The organism is Weissella paramesenteroides (assembly GCF_051903945.1).
GTDB classification, from domain to species: Bacteria; Bacillota; Bacilli; order Lactobacillales; family Lactobacillaceae; genus Weissella; species Weissella paramesenteroides_A.
The window spans coordinates 1,972,274-1,989,393 of record NZ_CP192268.1 but is presented as its reverse complement, the minus strand read 5'-3'; the positions used below and the strand labels follow the sequence as shown (position 1 = coordinate 1,989,393).

Below are 17,120 nucleotides of genomic sequence, written 5' to 3'. Positions count from 1 at the left end.
GAAAATAATCTGCAAGGGGTAATAAAAGGTAGTCAAACCCTCTAGATTGTTTTCAATCGAGAGGGTCTTTTTTCGTAGAAATAATACTGTTAGTTTTTAAGCATTAAAGGAGTGAATTAGTTATGGAAATGACAAAATATTTAAATAAACAGTTAGTCAATGTGCAACCATCAAATATTTTAGCTTTTGCAAATTTTGCTGCTGATATTCCAAATATTGTGAATTTTACACTAGGTGAACCAGATTTTGAAACACCGGAGCATGTGCAACAGGCAGCCATTCGTAGTATTCAAGCAAATCACTCACATTATGCGCCATCGAATGGGACACAAGAGCTACGTCAAAATGCGAGTGATTTTTTAACTAATAAGTATGATCAACACTATACGCCTGAAGAAATTATTGTTACTGAGGGTGCAACTGAGGCAATTTATACAGCAATTATGTCAGTGTTGAATCCTGGTGATAAAGTGATTATTCCAACACCAACATTTCCACTGTACATTGCCGATGTCATAGTGGCTGGTGGCCAGCCTATTTTGGTAGACACTTCAGCAACAGATTTTAAATTAACGCCAGAATTATTAGCAGATACAATTGCTCACGAAGGACCAACTGTCAAAATGGTTGTGTTAAATTATCCAAGTAATCCAACAGGTATCACTTACTCGCAGGCAGAATTAGATGCATTGGCTGATGTTTTAAGGGGTAAACCAATATTTGCATTGTGTGATGAAATTTACAGTGAATTAAATTATGACCAGTCGCATGCATCATTGACGAAAACATTACGAGAACAAACAATTTTGATTACTGGTGTTTCAAAGTCTCATGCTATGACAGGTTGGCGAATTGGATTATTATGTGCACCAAAAGTACTTGCCGATGAGTTAAGTAAGATCCATCAATTTACAATTACAAGTACCGCAACAGTTACGCAAGATGCTGCTGCAGAGGCTTTGGGAAATGGCCAAGATGATGCATTACCAATGAAGGCCGAATATCAGAAAAGGCGAGATGTTATCTTAGAAGCTTTAAATGAGTTAGGTTTTCAAACGGCTAGACCAAGTGGGGCATTCTATATTTATACAAAAATTGCTCCTGACTTAGAACAAGATGATGTGAAATTTGCATACGACTTGGCTGAGACGGGACTAGTAGCCGCTGTGCCAGGATCATATTTTGGTCCAGGAGGTGCACATTACTTACGGCTTAGTTATGCAACTAGTATGGCCGAAATTACAAGAGGGATGACCCAGTTACGACAATATGTTGCTGATCAAAGAAATGAAAGCGAGAGAATTTAAAAATGAAAATTTTACTATTAAGTGTTCGACCAGATGAGCATGCAGCAATTGAGAAGTGGGGTAATCATCATCCAGATGTGGCGTTAACCATTGCAGAATGGGAATTACATTCAGAGACCGTGGATCAGGTGGCTGGTTTTGATGGATTAGTTATTCAGCAACGCAGTCAGATTGAATCGGATGTCTACCCACGATTGCATGAATTGGGTATCAAACAGCTGACAACGCGAACAGCTGGGTATGATGTGATTGATTTAAAGGCGGCAGCTGAAAATGATTTGATTGTCAGCAATGTACCGGCATATTCACCTCGATCAGTAGCCGAATTAGCACTAACACATACGTTACGTTTAATTAGAAAGCAAGAATTAGTTGATCAACGTGTCCGTGAACAGGATTTTCGTTGGGCTGGCTTACAAGGAAGTGAAATTCATTCATTAACAATTGGCATTATTGGTGCCGGAAGAATAGGCGGCACAGCAGCACGTCTATTTCATGCTTTGGATGCAAAGGTTATCGCGTATGACATTAAACCTAATCATGAATTAGATGATGTGCTCACTTTCTTGTTGTTTGAAGAAGTTCTTCAACAAGCAGACGTCATTTGTTTGCATGTTGATTTAAATGACACATCACGAGGTTTGATTGATGAAGCTGCACTAGCTTTAATGAAACCAACTGCATATTTAATCAATGAGTGTCGTGGACCAGTGGTGGATACAAGTGCTTTGTTAGCTGCATTAGCAGAACAACGACTAGCTGGTGCAGCATTGGATACGATGGTTGGTGAGGAGACGTTCTTCAATTTTGATTTACGAGATCAAGAGCTGCCTAACCAAGATTTAATTCAATTACGTCAGTACGACAATGTTATTATCACACCACATGTTGGCTTCTATACTAATATTGCTGTTCAAAACATGGTGGATATTAGCCTAGATGATACGGTAGCTATTTTGTCTGGTAAGGCAAGTGAACATACAGTTAGCTAAGGAAAAAGTAGGTCATTTCAAATGAAGTGACCTACTTTTTATGGTTATAAAAATTCATTGTTTCACATGAAACATTATTTGCTACGAGCTGGTAAGTCTAATGAGGCAGTGCCTAATACATGTCCTTTAACTGCACGGCGGAAATCATTGAGGAAGTAGCCAGCTTTTAAGTCTAACGTCGTATCTAAGGCGAAAACTTTAAGTGTATAATCATGAGTTTTATCTGGTGGCATTGGGCCAGTATAGCTTTGCGTTAGTGCTGGATTGTCCAGACGATATTGTGAATACTGCGAGTTGGTACCGGGCACATACGAAATATTAGTATGTGAAAGGTCTTCAGTTATATCACCAACTGGTAGATTAGCTGCTAACCAATGAATCCAGACAAAACCAGCAACCGGCACTGAATCGTAATCGATAAAGACGACAGACAATGATTCGGTACCAGTAGGAACATCACTGACCTTAATCGGAAAATTTACAACTGGTGTATCATCAAGTCGATATTGATCTGGTGCAAATTTTGCGTACTTATCAGGAATAAAATTGTTATCTAATGCAACGTCAATTTTCATAATAAATCCTCCAGTATTGAGTATTAATTCTAATCTAGCATATTGAATTTACAATCACTAAGAATCTTCATCATTAATTTTAACACCAAGCAGACCGATAAATGCAATGGCTTGTACCGGACTGATTATGCAACCACGAATTTGATCAGTTGTCACATTTAACGTTTCAAAAAAACTTTTAGAAATATCTACGCCAACTAAAGCAGTATCTAAGAAATCAGTTTTATCGAGTTCACATTGGGTAAAATTCAATCCCTTTTTTATTTGCATGTCTTGAAAGTAGGCGCTAACTAGACTGCTTTTTTCAAATTGACTGTTTTCTATTTTAGATCCAGATAGATTGAGGTAGTCTGCCTTTGAATCAGCAATGGTTGTGTTTTTCCAGTGATTATTTGAAAAATCAGTCCCCATTAGTTGGCATTTATTAAAAATGGTACGGTAAAAAACGCTAGATGAGAAATCATTGTTAAGAAAATGACAGTTTGCAATCTGACAGTCCAGCCATTCGCTATCTGAAAAGTCCGTTTGCTGAAACTCACAGTTTTTAAATTTTACTGAATCAACGTGGATTCTTTCTGAAGAATATAGAAATAAACAATCCTCGTAAGTTTCACCAGGGACTACTTCGTCTAAGGAGAGTCGTTGCTTGGTAATCATACATTGCTTCCTTTCGATTTATTTTGAATTTGGCGTGTTTGGCGCGCACTTTGTATACTGCCATAGACGAACACTGCAATACCAATCCAAATTAAAATGAAAACAATGGCTTTATGCCAAGTAAATGCTTCATTAAGAACGAATATGGCCATTAGTAATTGCATGGTCGGATTTAGATATTGAATGAAACTGAGTGTAATGAAGTCAATGTTCTTAGCAGCGACAGCAAACAGTAATAAGGGAATAATTGTCACTAATCCACTGAGAATAATGAGTACTGTAACATGTGGATTACCTTGTAACATATTATAGGGTGTTAGTAGCAGATAGATGATAGCAATTGGAAAAACGAAAAGGGTTTCTAAAGTTAATGAGATAAGGGCTGGTAGTGGTACTTTCTTTTTAATTAAACTATACAAACAGAACGTACCAGCCATTAATAATGTATTCAAAGGTAATGAACCCGTTTGAAACGTCAGGATCGCAACGCCGATAACAACAAAGGTCAATGCAATGATTCTCGTTTTTGATAGATGTTCATGTAGTAATAGGACGGCAACAACTACGTTCATGAGCGGCATGATGTAATATCCGAGACTTGCTTCAGTAGCTGCTTGATGAGTCACCATGTAAATGTAGATGAACCAGTTAGCTGAAATTAGAAATGAAGCTAGAATAAGCCATTTTAGTTTATGAGTATGGATTAATTGCTTAATTGTGTTAAATAGCAAGGACCAGTCTCGCCGAATTGTCAGAATCATGGCGATTGTTAACATTGACCAGACAATTCGGTAGGATAAAATGTCCATTGCAGGAACAGTGTGCATAAGTTCCCAAAAAACGCCTAATACACCCCAGAATATATATGCTAATAAGCCAGATTGAACGCCTAATTTTTTGTTTTCCATAAATCGCCTGTCCTTATTCTTATTCAATGATAAACTTCATGGTATTGTGACATATTGATATGGTTCATGCTAACGCTTTTAATAATTCATTGATATATGTTGATTGTTCCTATGGACAATTTTCCTTAGCTAGATGTTAGTTATCTTTCGGAAAAATCTTTTGAATGTAAAAAATACCAATCAAAGAAACAATAATGATGATAATGAGGGATATTCTGACGATATCTGGGTGATTATCAACAAAAAAATTATTAAGGATGGCGATTGCCATAATCAAAGAAAACAGTCCTGAAAGACGTGCCATATTGTTACCTCCAAAAAATGATAACTAGTCAACGACATTGACTGGATTTCCAATTAGAAATGCTTTTAGGTTATTAATTGTAATATCCAGCAATCTTGCTCGAGTTTCCAGGGGTGCCCAAGCAATGTGTGGTGTGATGATACAATTTTGAGCGGTTAACAAGGGATTGTCCGCTTTGATTGGCTCTTTTTGTACAACATCGGTTGCTAATGCATAAACACGGTGATGATTTAAGGCATCTGCCATATCCACTTCGTTAATCAACTTTCCTCTGGCTGTATTTAATATAATGGCATGACGTTTCATCTTGGAAATTGTTGACTTATTGATTATATTGATTGTATCAGGTGTTTGTATCACATGCAGACTAATGACATCAGATTGTGCCAACAATTCATCTAAAGAGACTTGTGTTGCCCATTCTTCAGCATTGGGTTTTGGACGATGATTATAGAAAATGATGTTCATTGCAAATGCGTGGGCAATTTTGGCAACCTTTTGTGCGATATGTCCGTAACCAATCAATCCCAATGTTTTGCCTTGTAATTCAAATAAAGGTTTGTCCCAAAATGTGAAATCTGGTACCTGTGACCATTTATTTTCATGAACTAATTGATTGTGGAGACCAACCTGTCCGGTAACTTCCAGTAACAGTGAGAAGGTAAATTGCGCGACTGCTTCACTTGCATAAGTGGGGATGTTAGTTACAGTAATCTGATGTTTATGGGCACTATCAATGTCGACAACATCATAACCAGTACCCATAATGCCAATATATTTAAGATTAGGTGCATGACTGATGATGTCATCATCTAGTGGTGTTTTGTGAGTGATTACGATTTCAGTATCATCAATTCGATGCAAAATTTCAGCTTTATCATCAACATTCGTTCGATCATACAAGGTACAGTCACCTAATTGATTGAGTGGACGCCAATCTAAATCGTTGTTTAATGCATACCCGTCTAAAAGAACAATTTTTGTCATGATAGTTACTTCCTTTTGCAATTTTTTTCAGTATAGCACTTTCTAATTTATGCAATATAATAAAAAAATTGGTTTCTTTAATGATTGTGAAATATGTATCAAACATTTGCTTTTATACATAATGAAAATATAATGATAGATATATTAAAGTATATATGATAAAATTTTTTCATAGTTATTCAAAAAGGAAACGGGCATAATTATGAGTAAAAAGCGGTTTAATTCAGGGAAAATATTATTAACTGGTGTTGTTGCAGCTTCTTTGATATCTACGACAACTTTAACCGAAATATTTGCTAATTCGGGCGTAAATGAAAATACATATTGGCAGGCTAACAGTCAGTTGGTCATTCAAAAAAATATGAATATTCAACATGTATATTCTACTGATGATTTATCTAACTATAGAGTAGTTTGGGGAGATACCTTATCTGGTATAGCAAAATATTTTAATATAAGTGTTGAAGAACTTGCCATAAGGTACCACATTGTTAATCCTAACTTTATATTGGCAGGTGTCACACTTGAAGATCAACATCTGTTCACAGTGTTGGACTATTCAGTACTACCATCTGAAACTATTCAAGATACATCGTTTAATTTTGTTCAGGCAACAAAAAATATAATACATCAGCAGTGTCTAACGTAGTAGTGTCATCAAGCGCGGCAACGTCATCAAGTGAAGCGGCATCATCGAGTGCAGCAGCGGTATCAAGTGAGGCAGCATCATCGAGTGCAGCAGCAGCATCAAGCGCAGCGGCATCCAGTGCAGCAGCGGCATCATCGAGTGCAGCAGCATCATCGAGCGCAGCAGCGGCATCCAGTGCAGCAGCATCCAGTGCAGCAGCATCCAGTGCAGCAGCGGCATCCAGTGAAGCGGCAGCATCAAGCGCAGCAGCAGCATCAAGCGCAGCAGCGGCATCAAGTGAAGCGGCAGCATCAAGCGCAGCAGCAGCATCCAGTGCAGCAGCGGCATCCAGTGCAGCAGCGGCATCAAGTGAAGCGGCAGCATCAAGCGCAGCAGCAGCATCAAGCGCAGCAGCGGCATCCAGTGCAGCAGCAGCATCAAGCGCAGCAGCAGCATCAAGCGCAGCAGCGGCATCAAGCGCAGCAGCGGCATCCAGTGCAGTAGCGGCATCCAGTGCAGTAGCGGCATCAAGCGCAGTAGCAGCATCCAGTGCAGCGGCAGCATCAAGCGCAGCAGCATCCAGTGCAGCAGCGGCATCAAGTGCAGCAGCAGCATCAAGTGCAGCGGCATCCAGTGCAGCAGCGGCATCCAGTGCAGCAGCAGCATCAAGCGCAGCGGCATCATCCAATGCAGCGGCAGCATCCAGTGCAGCGGCAGCATCCAGTGCAGCGGCAGCATCAAGCGCAGCAGCATCCAGTGCAGCAGCGGCATCCAGTGCAGCAGCAGCATCCAGTGCAGCAGCGGCATCAAGTGCAGCAGCAGCATCAAGTGCAGCGGCATCATCCAATGCAGCGGCAGCATCAAGCGCAGCAGCGGCATCCAGTGCAGCATCATCATCAAGCGCAGCAACGTCATCCAGTGCAGCAACGTCATCCAGTGCAGCAACGTCATCCAGTGCAGCATCATCATCAAGTGAGGCGGCTTCAAGTGTTGCACCAAATGATACGGTAAAAAAGCTTTATGCAATCGACTCATTTAACTTCTATTCAGATAATGCACGAAAGCATTTTGTTTCAGTAGTTAAAGCAGGTGACGTAATTTATTATGAGCCAACAGAATATGCTGATTATATAAATGAAGCTAACTATAATTGGTACGCTACAATTTTTTCAAATAACGACTTAAAAGTATACGTTGGCGGTCAGTGGGGATATATCAAGCCAATGTCTAACAGCTTAATTGATGATTCAGTGTATAATAACGGTGGAAACTTATATAATTCTACACATAGCCCTAAGAATTATAAATTTACAACAGTACCAGAACCAGGAGCGTTTTGGCATGAATATAATCTAAAAAATAAAATGGAGTATGTTTACCAGTATGTTAATGGAGTTTGGACGGAGGCATACGCTGAGAACCTGGATACAGGAGCTACTGAATCATTCAATGCAAGTGTTGAGATACCTCATAATTCGGATACGCCAACCAATGGCTCTGATAGTTCAGCACCCAATAATACGGTAAAAAAACTTTATGCAATCGATTCATTTAACTTCTATTCAGATAATGCACGAAAGCATTTTGTTTCAGTAGTTAAAGCAGGTGACGTAATTTATTATGAGCCAACAGAATATGCTGATTATGTAAATGAAGCTAACTATAATTGGTATGCTACAATTTTTTCAAATAACGACTTAAAAGTATACGTTGGCGGTCAGTGGGGATATATCAAGCCAATGTCTAACAGCTTAATTGATGATTCAGTGTATAATAACGGTGGAAACTTATATAGTTCTACACATAGCCCTAAGAATTATAAATTTACAACAGTACCAGAACCAGGAGCGTTTTGGCATGAATATAATCTAAAAAATAAAATGGAGTATGTTTACCAGTATGTTAATGGAGTTTGGACGGGGGCATACGCTGAGAATCTAGACACAGGAGCTACTGAATCATTCAATGCAAGTGTTGAGATACCTCATAATTCGGATACGCCAACCAATGGCTCTGATAGTTCAGCACCCGATAATACGGTAAAAAAACTTTATGCAATCGATTCATTTAACTTCTATTCAGATAATGCACGAAAGCATTTTGTTTCAGTAGTTAAAGCAGGTGACGTAATTTATTATGAGCCAACAGAATATGCTGATTATGTAAATGAAGCTAACTATAATTGGTATGCTACAATTTTTTCAAATAACGACTTAAAAGTATACGTTGGCGGTCAGTGGGGATATATCAAGCCAATGTCTAACAGCTTAATTGATGATTCAGTGTATAATAACGGTGGAAACTTATATAGTTCTACACATAGCCCTAAGAATTATAAATTTACAACAGTACCAGAACCAGGAGCGTTTTGGCATGAATATAATCTAAAAAATAAAATGGAGTATGTTTACCAGTATGTTAATGGAGTTTGGACGGGGGCATACGCTGAGAATCTAGACACAGGAGCTACAGAGTCGTTTAGATGATAACTATTTTTAAAATGGTGTATGGGGTATCATATCAGCTACTCGTTGTTTGCAGCTTAACTAAGTTTGTAGACTATTGTAGTAAATAATAATTGATTATTAGACAATTAAATTTTTGTGAGTTTGTCCAACATATTTCCAACATATTAATGTTAAGCAACTGAATTCTTCACGAATTTGGTTGCTTTTTTATATTATGTGAGAGATTTAACTTATAATTAAGGTATACATAGCATATAGTACATCAATCTTGAGAAGCCATAAGGGGGAAATCAGGATGAAATTATTACTTTCAGGAATTATGCGTGGGGGTATACCTTTTATTATTTTGGGTAGTATTGCATTTATGTTGAGTACACAAAATAAATTCCAAGAGGCAAAAGGAACCTTTTGTATGGCATTGATATTATTATTTGTGGGTGTGACGACAGTTATTTATGAGATTGATCAGTGGAGCTTTGCTAAACAAAGTCTAATTCATTTTTTGCTAATGTTTATCACGGTTTATCCTGTATTGTTACTCAGCGGTTGGTTTCCGTTAAATAATTTAAAGGATGCATTATTGATTTTTCTTTATTTTGCTTTCGTTGGACTATTGATTTGGTCAGTCTTAGCAGTGGTTTTTAAAATAATTCAAAGTTAGGTGTAAAATAGGCCGGGATAATTCAGTCCCGGCCTATTTTATACTATTTACTTATTTTTCACTTTGTCGTTTCACCATGGATGAGTTTAGGTACGACATATACTGATTCGACAGTTTTACCAGATAACTCAGCTAGCAATAATTGCACCATGTGTCCTGCAATTTCTTTAAGTGGTTGTTGGACTGTAGTCAGTGGTTGCTCTGCCAGTTGATGAATATAAATACCATCAAAACCAACAATACCAATATCATCTGGAACTTGTAATCCTTGCTGTCGACTTGCTCTTAAGGCGCCCAGACCTAGGCGATCAGTTGCAGCGATGATACCTGTGTTAGCGCTCAAATCATCATTTTGTAAAAAGCGTTGCACAATATATTCGTTATTAGGCAAACGATAGATTTCAACTTCACGACCGGCTTCATGCATTGCTTGGCGATAACCCATTTCACGGTTAGTTGCAAATGGCTCGTCAATATCCATACCCAAAAATAATAAGCGTTGGTATTTTTGGCTAATTAATAATTTGGTCGCGAGAAGGGTACCAGCCTTGTTATCAATATCTACTGAAGTAATGCCGGATTCCGTACCGTATATCACAACTGGGATAGGTAAGTTGTGTAAGACAGCGAAATCACTATGGCGTGCACCACAAATCAAAAAACCGTCGACGTTTGTTAGATCAAAATTGCGATCATGGCGCATTTCTAATGTATAACCTTCTTCACGTAGGGCATCCGTTAAATGCATAAGTAGGTGGGCATAATAGGGTTCAATTTCATTCACATTGTCTAATAAAATAAATGCAATGTTGTAATGACGATTATTTGCCAGTGCTCTACCAGCACGATTTTGAACATATCCTAACTGTGAAATAACGCGTTGTACATCTTTTCGAATTTCAGATGATACTTGTTCAGGATGGTTGATGACTCGTGAGACAGTCATTTTTGAAACATGTGCTTCGTGAGCCACGTCAGATATTGAAACCATAAGATTGACCTCGATGCTTTATTTGAAAACGTTTTCTAAAACTCCTTATTACATCATACCATGATTGCTATTTGGCGCGTAATTTTACGCAGTGTCAGAAAACATGTTACCGGTAACATAAAGAATGCGCTTTCATAACGGTGTTTGAAGACGTATAGTTTTATTTGTAAGTAAAGCGCTTTCATACATTGAATGCAAATATAAAATTTTATGATTATGGAGTTAAAATATGTCAGAGTCAAAAAAAACCTTTGGTAAAAAACATTTGCCAACGTTGTCAATTGCAACACTGATGTTAATGACCTTTGGAAACTTAGGAACATCAATGGCTTTTTCACTACAAAGTGCCAATATGGGACGTATCTTTCAAACTTTGGGAGCTGATCCAACGAAGTTAGGTTTCTTCTTTATTTTGCCACCATTGGCTGGTATGGTTGTTCAACCATTAGTTGGTTACTTCTCAGATCGGACATGGATTCCTAAAATTGGTCGTCGATTACCATATCTTATTTTAGGATCAATCGTTGCGATTGTCGTGATGGCATTATTGCCGAATGCGGGATCATTTGGATTCAAAGCATCAACAGCCCTTTGGTTTGGTGCTGTTGCTATTCTATTCATGGACTTGTCATCAAATATGTCAATGCAACCATTTAAGATGATGATCTCAGACATGGTTAATGATAGTCAGAAGGATATGGCATGGTCATGGCAAACGATTTGGGGAAATATTGGTGGTGTGATTGCTAACCTATTCCCATATTTCTTTACTGCAATTGGTGTTGCAAACGTTGCAGCACAGGGTGAGTTACCATCATCTGTGAAGTGGTCATTCTATTTAGGAGCTATTATTCTTGCCATTTCTGCTGCATTTACTATCTGGAAGGTTGATGAATATGAGCCAAGTAAATATGCAGAATATCATGGATTAACTGAAACAACAGAAAAAACTAACGTTGTGGAAATTATTAAAAATGCGCCAAAAGTATTCTGGACACTGGGGATTGTACAGTTCTTCTGCTGGGCAGGATTCCAATACTTGTGGACATATGGTACAGGTGCTGTAGCAGATAACATTTGGCACACAACTGATGCTTCGTCAGGGGCCTTCCAAGCTGCTGGAAATTGGTTTGGTGTGCTATCATCAATTGAGACAATAGCCGCTATTATTTGGGGACTAGTGATTTCACGTTTGAGCAATAAAACACGTAAGCCAGCTTATACACTTGGTTTGTTCTTAGGAGCGGTTGGGTTCTTTATGCTAGCAACAACTGGTTCAAAGACAGTTTCAGCACTATCATTTATTTTGTTAGGAATTGCTTGGGTAACAATGAACGCGATTCCATTTACGATTTTGACCAATGCCTTAGATGGTATGCATGATGGTACTTACATGGGATTATTTAACACATGGATCTGCTTGCCACAAATCGTTGCATCAATAATGTCATTTGCCCTTTATCCATTGTTAGGAAATCAAATGCCACATATGATTATGATATCAGCAGTTCTATTTATTATTGGTGGACTAAGTGTTTGGTTTATAAAGGAAACATCAGTTGAACATGGTGATTCTGTCAGATAATGAATGAAAATTTTAGACGGTAGCTTATCGATAAGCTATCGTCTATTTTTATGCCTAAAATATGACCGATTTTCTAAATAAATAGACCAATCATTGCAAATGACAGAATATGGTGAAAATGCCAGTATAATATTAGGTAAGTTAGTGGGAAGTATCATCATTTGAAGGGGGAGTAGGATGTATCTAGAAACAAAGAGGCTTACGAAAGTTTTTGGGGATCAAGTTGCTGTTGATAAGCTAGATATGTCGATTGATCAAGGGAGTTTTACAGCAATTCTTGGTCCAAATGGTGCGGGGAAATCCACAACTATATCGATGTTACTTGGTTTATTGTCACCAACAAGTGGCAAAATTATTTATCATACAAAAACACCAAAGATTGGTGTGGTATTTCAAACAAGTGTATTAGATGCGGAATTGACAGTGTCGGAAAATTTAAATATTCGTCAGAAAATGACCGGTAAAGCAGATAAATCAGAAATTGATCAAGTGATGTATAAATTAGGCGTTAGCTCATTTGCTAATAAGCGATATGGTCAGCTTTCTGGTGGGCAAAGACGACGGACTGATATTGCAAGGGCGTTAATAGGTAATCCAGATATTTTATTCCTAGATGAGCCAACGGCTGGATTAGATATTCAGACTAGAAAAGCGATTTGGGAAATTTTGACGAAATTACGCCAAAAAGAAAAATTAACCGTTGTTTTGACAACACACTATTTAGAAGAAGCAGATCAGTCAGATATGATTTTTATTATTGATCAAGGGAAATTAATTGCGCATGGTTCAGCGACTGATTTGAAATATCAATATGCTAAAAATCAACTCATTTTGGAAACCAACGATATAGAAGTTATTAAAGAGAAACTATCTTCAGTACAGTACACTGTTATCGCAAAAAATAAATTGCGACTTATGCCAGAGAATACGAAAGAAACCTTGCGTATTTTACGTGAGATTGAACCAAGCATAACGCATTTTGAATATCGAGAGGGTACGATTGATGATGCGTTCATTGCCTTAACAGGAAAGGAGATGCATTGATATGTTTATACTATGCTACCGAAATTTGCTGTTGTACTTCCGTAATAAATCGGGTGTGTTCTTTTCATTACTAGCGGCTATAATCTCTTTTATTTTATATATTGCGTTTTTAAAAGATACGATTGCCGGTGATTGGGGTAGAATACCTGGTCATACCGCATTCTTAGATCTATGGCTGATTGGTGGCACGTTGGGAATTACAGCTATTACAACGACATTGTCCGCTTTGAGTCAAAAAGTTGAAGATCATGAAAAAGATACAGAAAATGATTTTATTTTAACAGGAACTAGTCGATTTAAATTAACATTTGGCTACGTTTTGAGTGCAGCAATAATTAGCTACATCATGCAGATTGTCGTTTTTGTAGTGATGTATGTTTATTTTCATTTTGTGGATGATTTGAGCATCGCATTGCCAAAAATTGTTGTGTTGATTGGTTTGATGGTATTGGGATCAGTAGTAAATGCACTTGTTAGTGCTGTTATTATGATATTTGTTCATAACAGAAATACCTTAAATGCTATTGCTAGCCTTGTTGGAACAGTTTCTGGATTTTTAGTTGGTGCATATATACCAATTGGTATATTACCTGAATTTGCCCAATTTTTAGTTAAATTGACTCCTGGATCGTACGTTGCGTCACTTTATCGTCAGACACTTTTGAACGATGATATGATAGACCTTTTCCCTAAAGTGGCACAACGAAATGAGTTTTCTGAAGAGTTAGGAATCCAATTGAAATGGAACCATTTATTGAATTTTAACCAATCATTAATGACCGTAATTGGTTTATTTGTACTTTTTTTAATTATCGTATTAATTGTTGAGTATAGAATTTCTAATAAGATGAATAAGTTAGATTATTAATAGTTTTTAAATGGTATTGATTGTATTTAATGGTGCTTTTAGTTAGACTACGGAGTGTAGTCACTATGTAATATGCTAGATTGGAGAATGCGATGAAGAAAGTGACATTAGCAGGTGTGGAAGTACCAGCAATTGGAATTGGAACATGGCATATGGGAGAAGATCCATCACAAGAACAACGTGAAATCAATGCCATTCGTAGCGGATTAGATGCAGATGCTCGGTTAATTGATACAGCCGAGATGTATGGTTCAGGTAAATCAGAAACGTTGGTTGGGAAAGCGCTGGAACCCTATCAACGTGATGAGATTTATTTAGTTTCAAAGGTGTTACCAAATAATGCATCTCAGGCGAAATTGGCTCATCATTTAGATGAGTCATTACATCGGTTACAAACAGACTATCTTGACCTTTACCTTTATCATTGGCGTGGTGGTGTTCCTTTAGCTGAAACCATTGCCGAATTAGACCGTATGAAGCAAATTGGTAAAATTAAAGCTTGGGGTGTCTCAAATTTTGATGTTGCGGATATGAAAGAACTCTGGGAGTTGCCTGCTGGAAAGTACGCAGCTGTCAATGAAGATCTTTATAATATTGAGGAACGGGGAATTGAGTATGATTTGCTACCTTGGCAGGATGAACATCATGTACCCTTGATTGCTTATAGTCCAGTTGGTGGTAAACAAAATGAGCTAGGTACTTCAATGTTGACTAACCAAGTAGTTAGAGAAATTGCTGATCAACATGATGTGACACCATACGTGTTGTTGCTAGCTTGGATTATACGAAATGGACAGACGATTGCCATTCCACAGACCAATAACCCAGAACATGCTGCAGCAAATATGCAAGCAACCAAACTCGAACTAACTCCTACAGAGCTTAAACGATTAGATCAAGAGTATCCAAAGCCAAATCATAAAGTGCCATTAGCAATTAATTAATGAATTTAAAAACAAGTGGTTGGAACAAAATAACTGTTCCAACCACTTGTTTTTGGTTAATTTTTAACGGTAATATCTTCACGAGCATGGATTAATTCAGTAATTAATGTGTTAGTAGGAGTGGGAATATTGAGCTCCTTTCCCATTCTTGCAATTGCACCATTTAAGTAATCAATCTCAGTACGTCGTCCAGATGCAATATCTTGATGCATTGATGGGTAGTGATCACCTGCTTGATCTGGTGCTAGTGATGCATCAATGGTTTTTAAAGCAAGCTCAGCAGTTAAAGGAATATCTTTGGCCTTTGCAACAGCTTCAAATTCAGCAACAATGCGTTTTGTTAACACTGATGTATATTGGCTTTTGTTAAGCTCCATAATTTTACAATCTAGAATCGTGCAGAGGGTATTCAGTACCCCGTTTAAGCAGGCTTTTTTCCAAATTGATAATAAGACGTTGTTACTTGGGCGAGCATTTAAGCCAGCTGCATTTAGAACATCATTAATTTTATTGACTGTTTCATGTGAAACATTTTCAATTGCTTGGAATTCAATATAGCCAGAACCGTTTAGAATAACCGAACCTGGTCCAACTAATTCGCTGGTCCAAAGCGTTGTACCGACTAATAAGTCTATATGAGGTGCAACATTTTGGATGTTCTCTAAGTTTCCAATACCATTTGATAAACATAGGACAGCAGTATTCTCAGTTAGTAAGTGTGCAATTTTCTTTAACATATCACTTAGCTGCATAGCTTTTGTGAATAATAAAACTAGGTCAAAATCATCGTGAACGTCTTCCGGAAAAGCGGCTGGAATTTTCACAAATTTTTGTTCACCAGCAGTTTCTACTGAAAGCCCTTTTGTATTGATAGTTGAAATATGTTCAGGCCATAAATCAATCAAGGTAACTTGGTTGCCTGCTTGATGCAGCATATAACCAAAACGACTCCCCATTGCGCCACTACCTGCAATTGCTATTTTCATGATGTATCCTTTCTTTTAAAACGCTTTCACGTCTACATCTCTATTTTACCAGAATTATGTTAGGCAGTACGTTATATAATCAGAACATCATTTTATTGTTTGCTAATGCAGATTTTCTACGTATCACAATTAACATTAATGATGTATTTAATATTAGTAAATAAATGGGGAAGGATGCTGTACTAAATGACCAATGAGTTGTAGCGGCTAAAATTCCAGTAGTTGATGAAAAAACACCACCCATGTAATAAATGGGTGCTTCACTATTTGGGTAAAACCAAGCCTTATGTAACGTCGGTACGGATGCAATCGCATCACTAAGAATTGAAAAAATAATGGCAAGAATAGGGTCGTTGGTTAAGTGCCAAATAATTATTGCAAAGACGGCAACAATACCACAAAGATAGTCAAGCAAATTTAACTGCCAGTAGGCAGATTTATTAAATAGTGATGCAATAAAAACTAACATGGGCATAAATCCAGCCATAAATACTGGTAAAATAGCCCAGTCAAATCCTGTTGCAGAGATAGTCGCAATGACTGAAATCATTGGTGACACTGCCCATAATAACCAAGTTACTTTATTGGGTTGTACTTTACCCTGAATGGTTGAAATGAGGTAAACTGAGCCGAAGACAATTGAGCATAATGCACCAATTAAAACAAGATATTGCACAACTAATGTCCTCCATTTAAAAGCATGTCAATATGGGGAATATTATCTTCTAAATAGACGTCAGAAACAGCTTGAAAGCCAAAAGATTCATAGAATTCACGTAAATAATTCTGTGCCCCAATTTTAATGGCTTTTTCTGGATAAAGACGTTGAATTTCTTTGATTGTCTCGGTTACGATTTGGCGACCAAAATGTTGTTTACGATAAGTCGCGGCGACTAGTACACGCCCAAAGCGAATATAGTTTGGATTGTCATCAGAAATGATACGTGTATAGGCGATTAGCTCTTGGTTATTTTTAAAATATACGTGGCGAGCATTAAAATCTGCGTTGTCGACTTCTTGATAGGCACAATTCTGTTCGACTACAAAAACTTTTGTACGTGCTTGCATAATTGTAATTAGTTCTGAAGCGGTCAATTCACTAGTATCTTTAATATTAAGGGTAACTTCTGACATCATTAATTTTGCCTCCTGAAAAAATTTAGGTCTCTAGTGCTTAATGTTAGCATATTCTTAGTCATAATATATCCAAGTTTA

At 37.6% G+C, this 17,120-nt stretch carries 20 protein-coding genes; 10 read left to right on the top strand and 10 right to left on the bottom strand.

The features are described 5' to 3' along the window. The first annotated feature begins 122 nt into the window (after positions 1–122). Positions 123–1,307: an aminotransferase class I/II-fold pyridoxal phosphate-dependent enzyme gene (locus ACQ4QH_RS09860; protein WP_439818733.1), complete on the top strand. Its 1,185-nt coding sequence runs from the start codon at positions 123–125 to the stop codon at positions 1,305–1,307. A gap of 2 nt (positions 1,308–1,309) precedes the next feature. Beyond that, positions 1,310–2,299, top strand: coding sequence for a D-2-hydroxyacid dehydrogenase (locus ACQ4QH_RS09855; RefSeq protein ID WP_439818732.1), 990 nt, complete (start codon positions 1,310–1,312; stop codon positions 2,297–2,299). 74 nt (positions 2,300–2,373) lie between these two features. On the opposite strand, the gene ACQ4QH_RS09850 is transcribed toward ACQ4QH_RS09855, so the two are convergent. The 5 genes from ACQ4QH_RS09850 to ACQ4QH_RS09830 all read right to left on the bottom strand — a co-directional run bounded on the left by ACQ4QH_RS09850 (position 2,374) and on the right by ACQ4QH_RS09830 (position 5,730). Then, complete coding sequence (locus tag ACQ4QH_RS09850) at positions 2,374–2,874, bottom strand: YbhB/YbcL family Raf kinase inhibitor-like protein (RefSeq protein ID WP_439818731.1); 501 nt, start codon at positions 2,872–2,874, stop codon at positions 2,374–2,376. A gap of 57 nt (positions 2,875–2,931) precedes the next feature. Continuing rightward, positions 2,932–3,531, bottom strand: coding sequence for a pentapeptide repeat-containing protein (locus ACQ4QH_RS09845; protein WP_439818730.1), 600 nt, complete (start codon positions 3,529–3,531; stop codon positions 2,932–2,934). Then, a complete protein-coding gene (rarD, locus tag ACQ4QH_RS09840; RefSeq protein ID WP_439818729.1) occupies positions 3,528–4,439 on the bottom strand; it encodes an EamA family transporter RarD in 912 nt (303 codons plus the stop codon). Before rarD ends, ACQ4QH_RS09845 begins: the two co-directional genes overlap by 4 nt. A gap of 136 nt (positions 4,440–4,575) precedes the next feature. After that, the gene (locus ACQ4QH_RS09835; protein WP_439818728.1) at positions 4,576–4,743 is read right to left on the bottom strand and encodes a hypothetical protein; all 168 of its coding nucleotides are present in this window, start codon (positions 4,741–4,743) and stop codon (positions 4,576–4,578) included. A 24-nt stretch (positions 4,744–4,767) separates the two neighbouring features. Then, positions 4,768–5,730 (bottom strand): D-2-hydroxyacid dehydrogenase, encoded by a 963-nt coding sequence (locus tag ACQ4QH_RS09830; protein ID WP_439818727.1) that lies wholly within the window; start codon positions 5,728–5,730, stop codon positions 4,768–4,770. 202 nt (positions 5,731–5,932) lie between these two features. Here ACQ4QH_RS09830 and ACQ4QH_RS09825 point away from each other — a divergent pair, with 202 nt between their 5' ends. Continuing rightward, positions 5,933–6,379 carry a LysM peptidoglycan-binding domain-containing protein gene (locus ACQ4QH_RS09825; RefSeq protein ID WP_439818726.1) on the top strand — a complete coding sequence of 149 codons (447 nt, stop codon included), beginning with the start codon at positions 5,933–5,935 and terminating at the stop codon, positions 6,377–6,379. Here the strand turns inward: ACQ4QH_RS09825 and ACQ4QH_RS09820 are convergent. Next, on the bottom strand, positions 6,327–7,205 hold the full coding sequence (locus tag ACQ4QH_RS09820; RefSeq protein ID WP_439818725.1) for a hypothetical protein: 879 nt from the start codon (positions 7,203–7,205) through the stop codon (positions 6,327–6,329). The two genes, ACQ4QH_RS09825 and ACQ4QH_RS09820, sit on opposite strands and share 53 nt — an antisense overlap. Here ACQ4QH_RS09820 and ACQ4QH_RS09815 point away from each other — a divergent pair. The 3 genes from ACQ4QH_RS09815 (at position 7,205) to ACQ4QH_RS09805 (ending at position 9,487) form a co-directional block, all read left to right on the top strand. Next, a complete protein-coding gene (locus tag ACQ4QH_RS09815) occupies positions 7,205–7,369 on the top strand; it encodes a hypothetical protein (protein ID WP_439818724.1) in 165 nt (54 codons plus the stop codon). The two genes, ACQ4QH_RS09820 and ACQ4QH_RS09815, sit on opposite strands and share 1 nt — an antisense overlap. 212 nt (positions 7,370–7,581) lie before the next feature. Beyond that, the gene (locus ACQ4QH_RS09810) at positions 7,582–8,844 is read left to right on the top strand and encodes a hypothetical protein (RefSeq protein WP_439818723.1); all 1,263 of its coding nucleotides are present in this window, start codon (positions 7,582–7,584) and stop codon (positions 8,842–8,844) included. Positions 8,845–9,121: 277 nt separating this feature from the next. Further along, a complete protein-coding gene (locus ACQ4QH_RS09805; RefSeq protein WP_439818722.1) occupies positions 9,122–9,487 on the top strand; it encodes a DUF3021 family protein in 366 nt (121 codons plus the stop codon). Positions 9,488–9,545: 58 nt separating this feature from the next. Here the strand turns inward: ACQ4QH_RS09805 and ACQ4QH_RS09800 are convergent, their stop codons facing one another. Beyond that, positions 9,546–10,478, bottom strand: a complete 933-nt coding sequence (locus tag ACQ4QH_RS09800) for a LacI family DNA-binding transcriptional regulator (protein WP_439818721.1) — start codon at positions 10,476–10,478, stop codon at positions 9,546–9,548. A gap of 229 nt (positions 10,479–10,707) precedes the next feature. Here ACQ4QH_RS09800 and ACQ4QH_RS09795 point away from each other — a divergent pair, with 229 nt between their 5' ends. The 4 genes from ACQ4QH_RS09795 to ACQ4QH_RS09780 all read left to right on the top strand — a co-directional run bounded on the left by ACQ4QH_RS09795 (position 10,708) and on the right by ACQ4QH_RS09780 (position 14,919). Continuing rightward, positions 10,708–12,063, top strand: coding sequence for an SLC45 family MFS transporter (locus tag ACQ4QH_RS09795; protein WP_439818720.1), 1,356 nt, complete (start codon positions 10,708–10,710; stop codon positions 12,061–12,063). A 177-nt stretch (positions 12,064–12,240) separates the two neighbouring features. Further along, positions 12,241–13,107: an ATP-binding cassette domain-containing protein gene (locus ACQ4QH_RS09790; protein WP_439818719.1), complete on the top strand. Its 867-nt coding sequence runs from the start codon at positions 12,241–12,243 to the stop codon at positions 13,105–13,107. Between the two features lies 1 nt (position 13,108). After that, positions 13,109–13,975: an ABC transporter permease gene (locus ACQ4QH_RS09785; RefSeq protein ID WP_439818718.1), complete on the top strand. Its 867-nt coding sequence runs from the start codon at positions 13,109–13,111 to the stop codon at positions 13,973–13,975. A 92-nt stretch (positions 13,976–14,067) separates the two neighbouring features. Beyond that, complete coding sequence (locus ACQ4QH_RS09780) at positions 14,068–14,919, top strand: aldo/keto reductase (protein WP_439818717.1); 852 nt, start codon at positions 14,068–14,070, stop codon at positions 14,917–14,919. A gap of 56 nt (positions 14,920–14,975) precedes the next feature. Here ACQ4QH_RS09780 and ACQ4QH_RS09775 read toward each other — a convergent pair whose 3' ends face one another. The 3 genes from ACQ4QH_RS09775 to ACQ4QH_RS09765 all read right to left on the bottom strand — a co-directional run bounded on the left by ACQ4QH_RS09775 (position 14,976) and on the right by ACQ4QH_RS09765 (position 17,042). Continuing rightward, positions 14,976–15,905 carry a 2-dehydropantoate 2-reductase gene (locus tag ACQ4QH_RS09775; RefSeq protein WP_439818716.1) on the bottom strand — a complete coding sequence of 310 codons (930 nt, stop codon included), beginning with the start codon at positions 15,903–15,905 and terminating at the stop codon, positions 14,976–14,978. Positions 15,906–15,984: 79 nt separating this feature from the next. After that, positions 15,985–16,581 (bottom strand): hypothetical protein, encoded by a 597-nt coding sequence (locus ACQ4QH_RS09770; protein ID WP_439818715.1) that lies wholly within the window; start codon positions 16,579–16,581, stop codon positions 15,985–15,987. Between the two features lie 2 nt (positions 16,582–16,583). Further along, on the bottom strand, positions 16,584–17,042 hold the full coding sequence (locus tag ACQ4QH_RS09765) for a GNAT family N-acetyltransferase (protein WP_439818714.1): 459 nt from the start codon (positions 17,040–17,042) through the stop codon (positions 16,584–16,586). Between the last annotated feature and the right edge of the window lie 78 nt (positions 17,043–17,120).

Bases quoted from the DNA above. Each gene is read 5' to 3' on its own strand.
- ACQ4QH_RS09860 (WP_439818733.1), top strand. From the start codon at position 123: ATGGAAATGACAAAATATTTAAATAAACAGTTAGTCAATGTGCAACCA.
- ACQ4QH_RS09855 (WP_439818732.1), top strand. From the start codon at position 1,310: ATGAAAATTTTACTATTAAGTGTTCGACCAGATGAGCATGCAGCAATT.
- ACQ4QH_RS09850 (WP_439818731.1), bottom strand. From the start codon at position 2,874: ATGAAAATTGACGTTGCATTAGATAACAATTTTATTCCTGATAAGTAC.
- ACQ4QH_RS09845 (WP_439818730.1), bottom strand. From the start codon at position 3,531: ATGATTACCAAGCAACGACTCTCCTTAGACGAAGTAGTCCCTGGTGAA.
- rarD (WP_439818729.1), bottom strand. From the start codon at position 4,439: ATGGAAAACAAAAAATTAGGCGTTCAATCTGGCTTATTAGCATATATA.
- ACQ4QH_RS09835 (WP_439818728.1), bottom strand. From the start codon at position 4,743: ATGGCACGTCTTTCAGGACTGTTTTCTTTGATTATGGCAATCGCCATC.
- ACQ4QH_RS09830 (WP_439818727.1), bottom strand. From the start codon at position 5,730: ATGACAAAAATTGTTCTTTTAGACGGGTATGCATTAAACAACGATTTA.
- ACQ4QH_RS09825 (WP_439818726.1), top strand. From the start codon at position 5,933: ATGAGTAAAAAGCGGTTTAATTCAGGGAAAATATTATTAACTGGTGTT.
- ACQ4QH_RS09815 (WP_439818724.1), top strand. From the start codon at position 7,205: ATGCAGCGGCAGCATCAAGCGCAGCAGCGGCATCCAGTGCAGCATCAT.
- ACQ4QH_RS09810 (WP_439818723.1), top strand. From the start codon at position 7,582: ATGTCTAACAGCTTAATTGATGATTCAGTGTATAATAACGGTGGAAAC.
- ACQ4QH_RS09805 (WP_439818722.1), top strand. From the start codon at position 9,122: ATGAAATTATTACTTTCAGGAATTATGCGTGGGGGTATACCTTTTATT.
- ACQ4QH_RS09800 (WP_439818721.1), bottom strand. From the start codon at position 10,478: ATGGTTTCAATATCTGACGTGGCTCACGAAGCACATGTTTCAAAAATG.
- ACQ4QH_RS09795 (WP_439818720.1), top strand. From the start codon at position 10,708: ATGTCAGAGTCAAAAAAAACCTTTGGTAAAAAACATTTGCCAACGTTG.
- ACQ4QH_RS09790 (WP_439818719.1), top strand. From the start codon at position 12,241: ATGTATCTAGAAACAAAGAGGCTTACGAAAGTTTTTGGGGATCAAGTT.
- ACQ4QH_RS09785 (WP_439818718.1), top strand. From the start codon at position 13,109: ATGTTTATACTATGCTACCGAAATTTGCTGTTGTACTTCCGTAATAAA.
- ACQ4QH_RS09780 (WP_439818717.1), top strand. From the start codon at position 14,068: ATGAAGAAAGTGACATTAGCAGGTGTGGAAGTACCAGCAATTGGAATT.
- ACQ4QH_RS09775 (WP_439818716.1), bottom strand. From the start codon at position 15,905: ATGAAAATAGCAATTGCAGGTAGTGGCGCAATGGGGAGTCGTTTTGGT.
- ACQ4QH_RS09765 (WP_439818714.1), bottom strand. From the start codon at position 17,042: ATGATGTCAGAAGTTACCCTTAATATTAAAGATACTAGTGAATTGACC.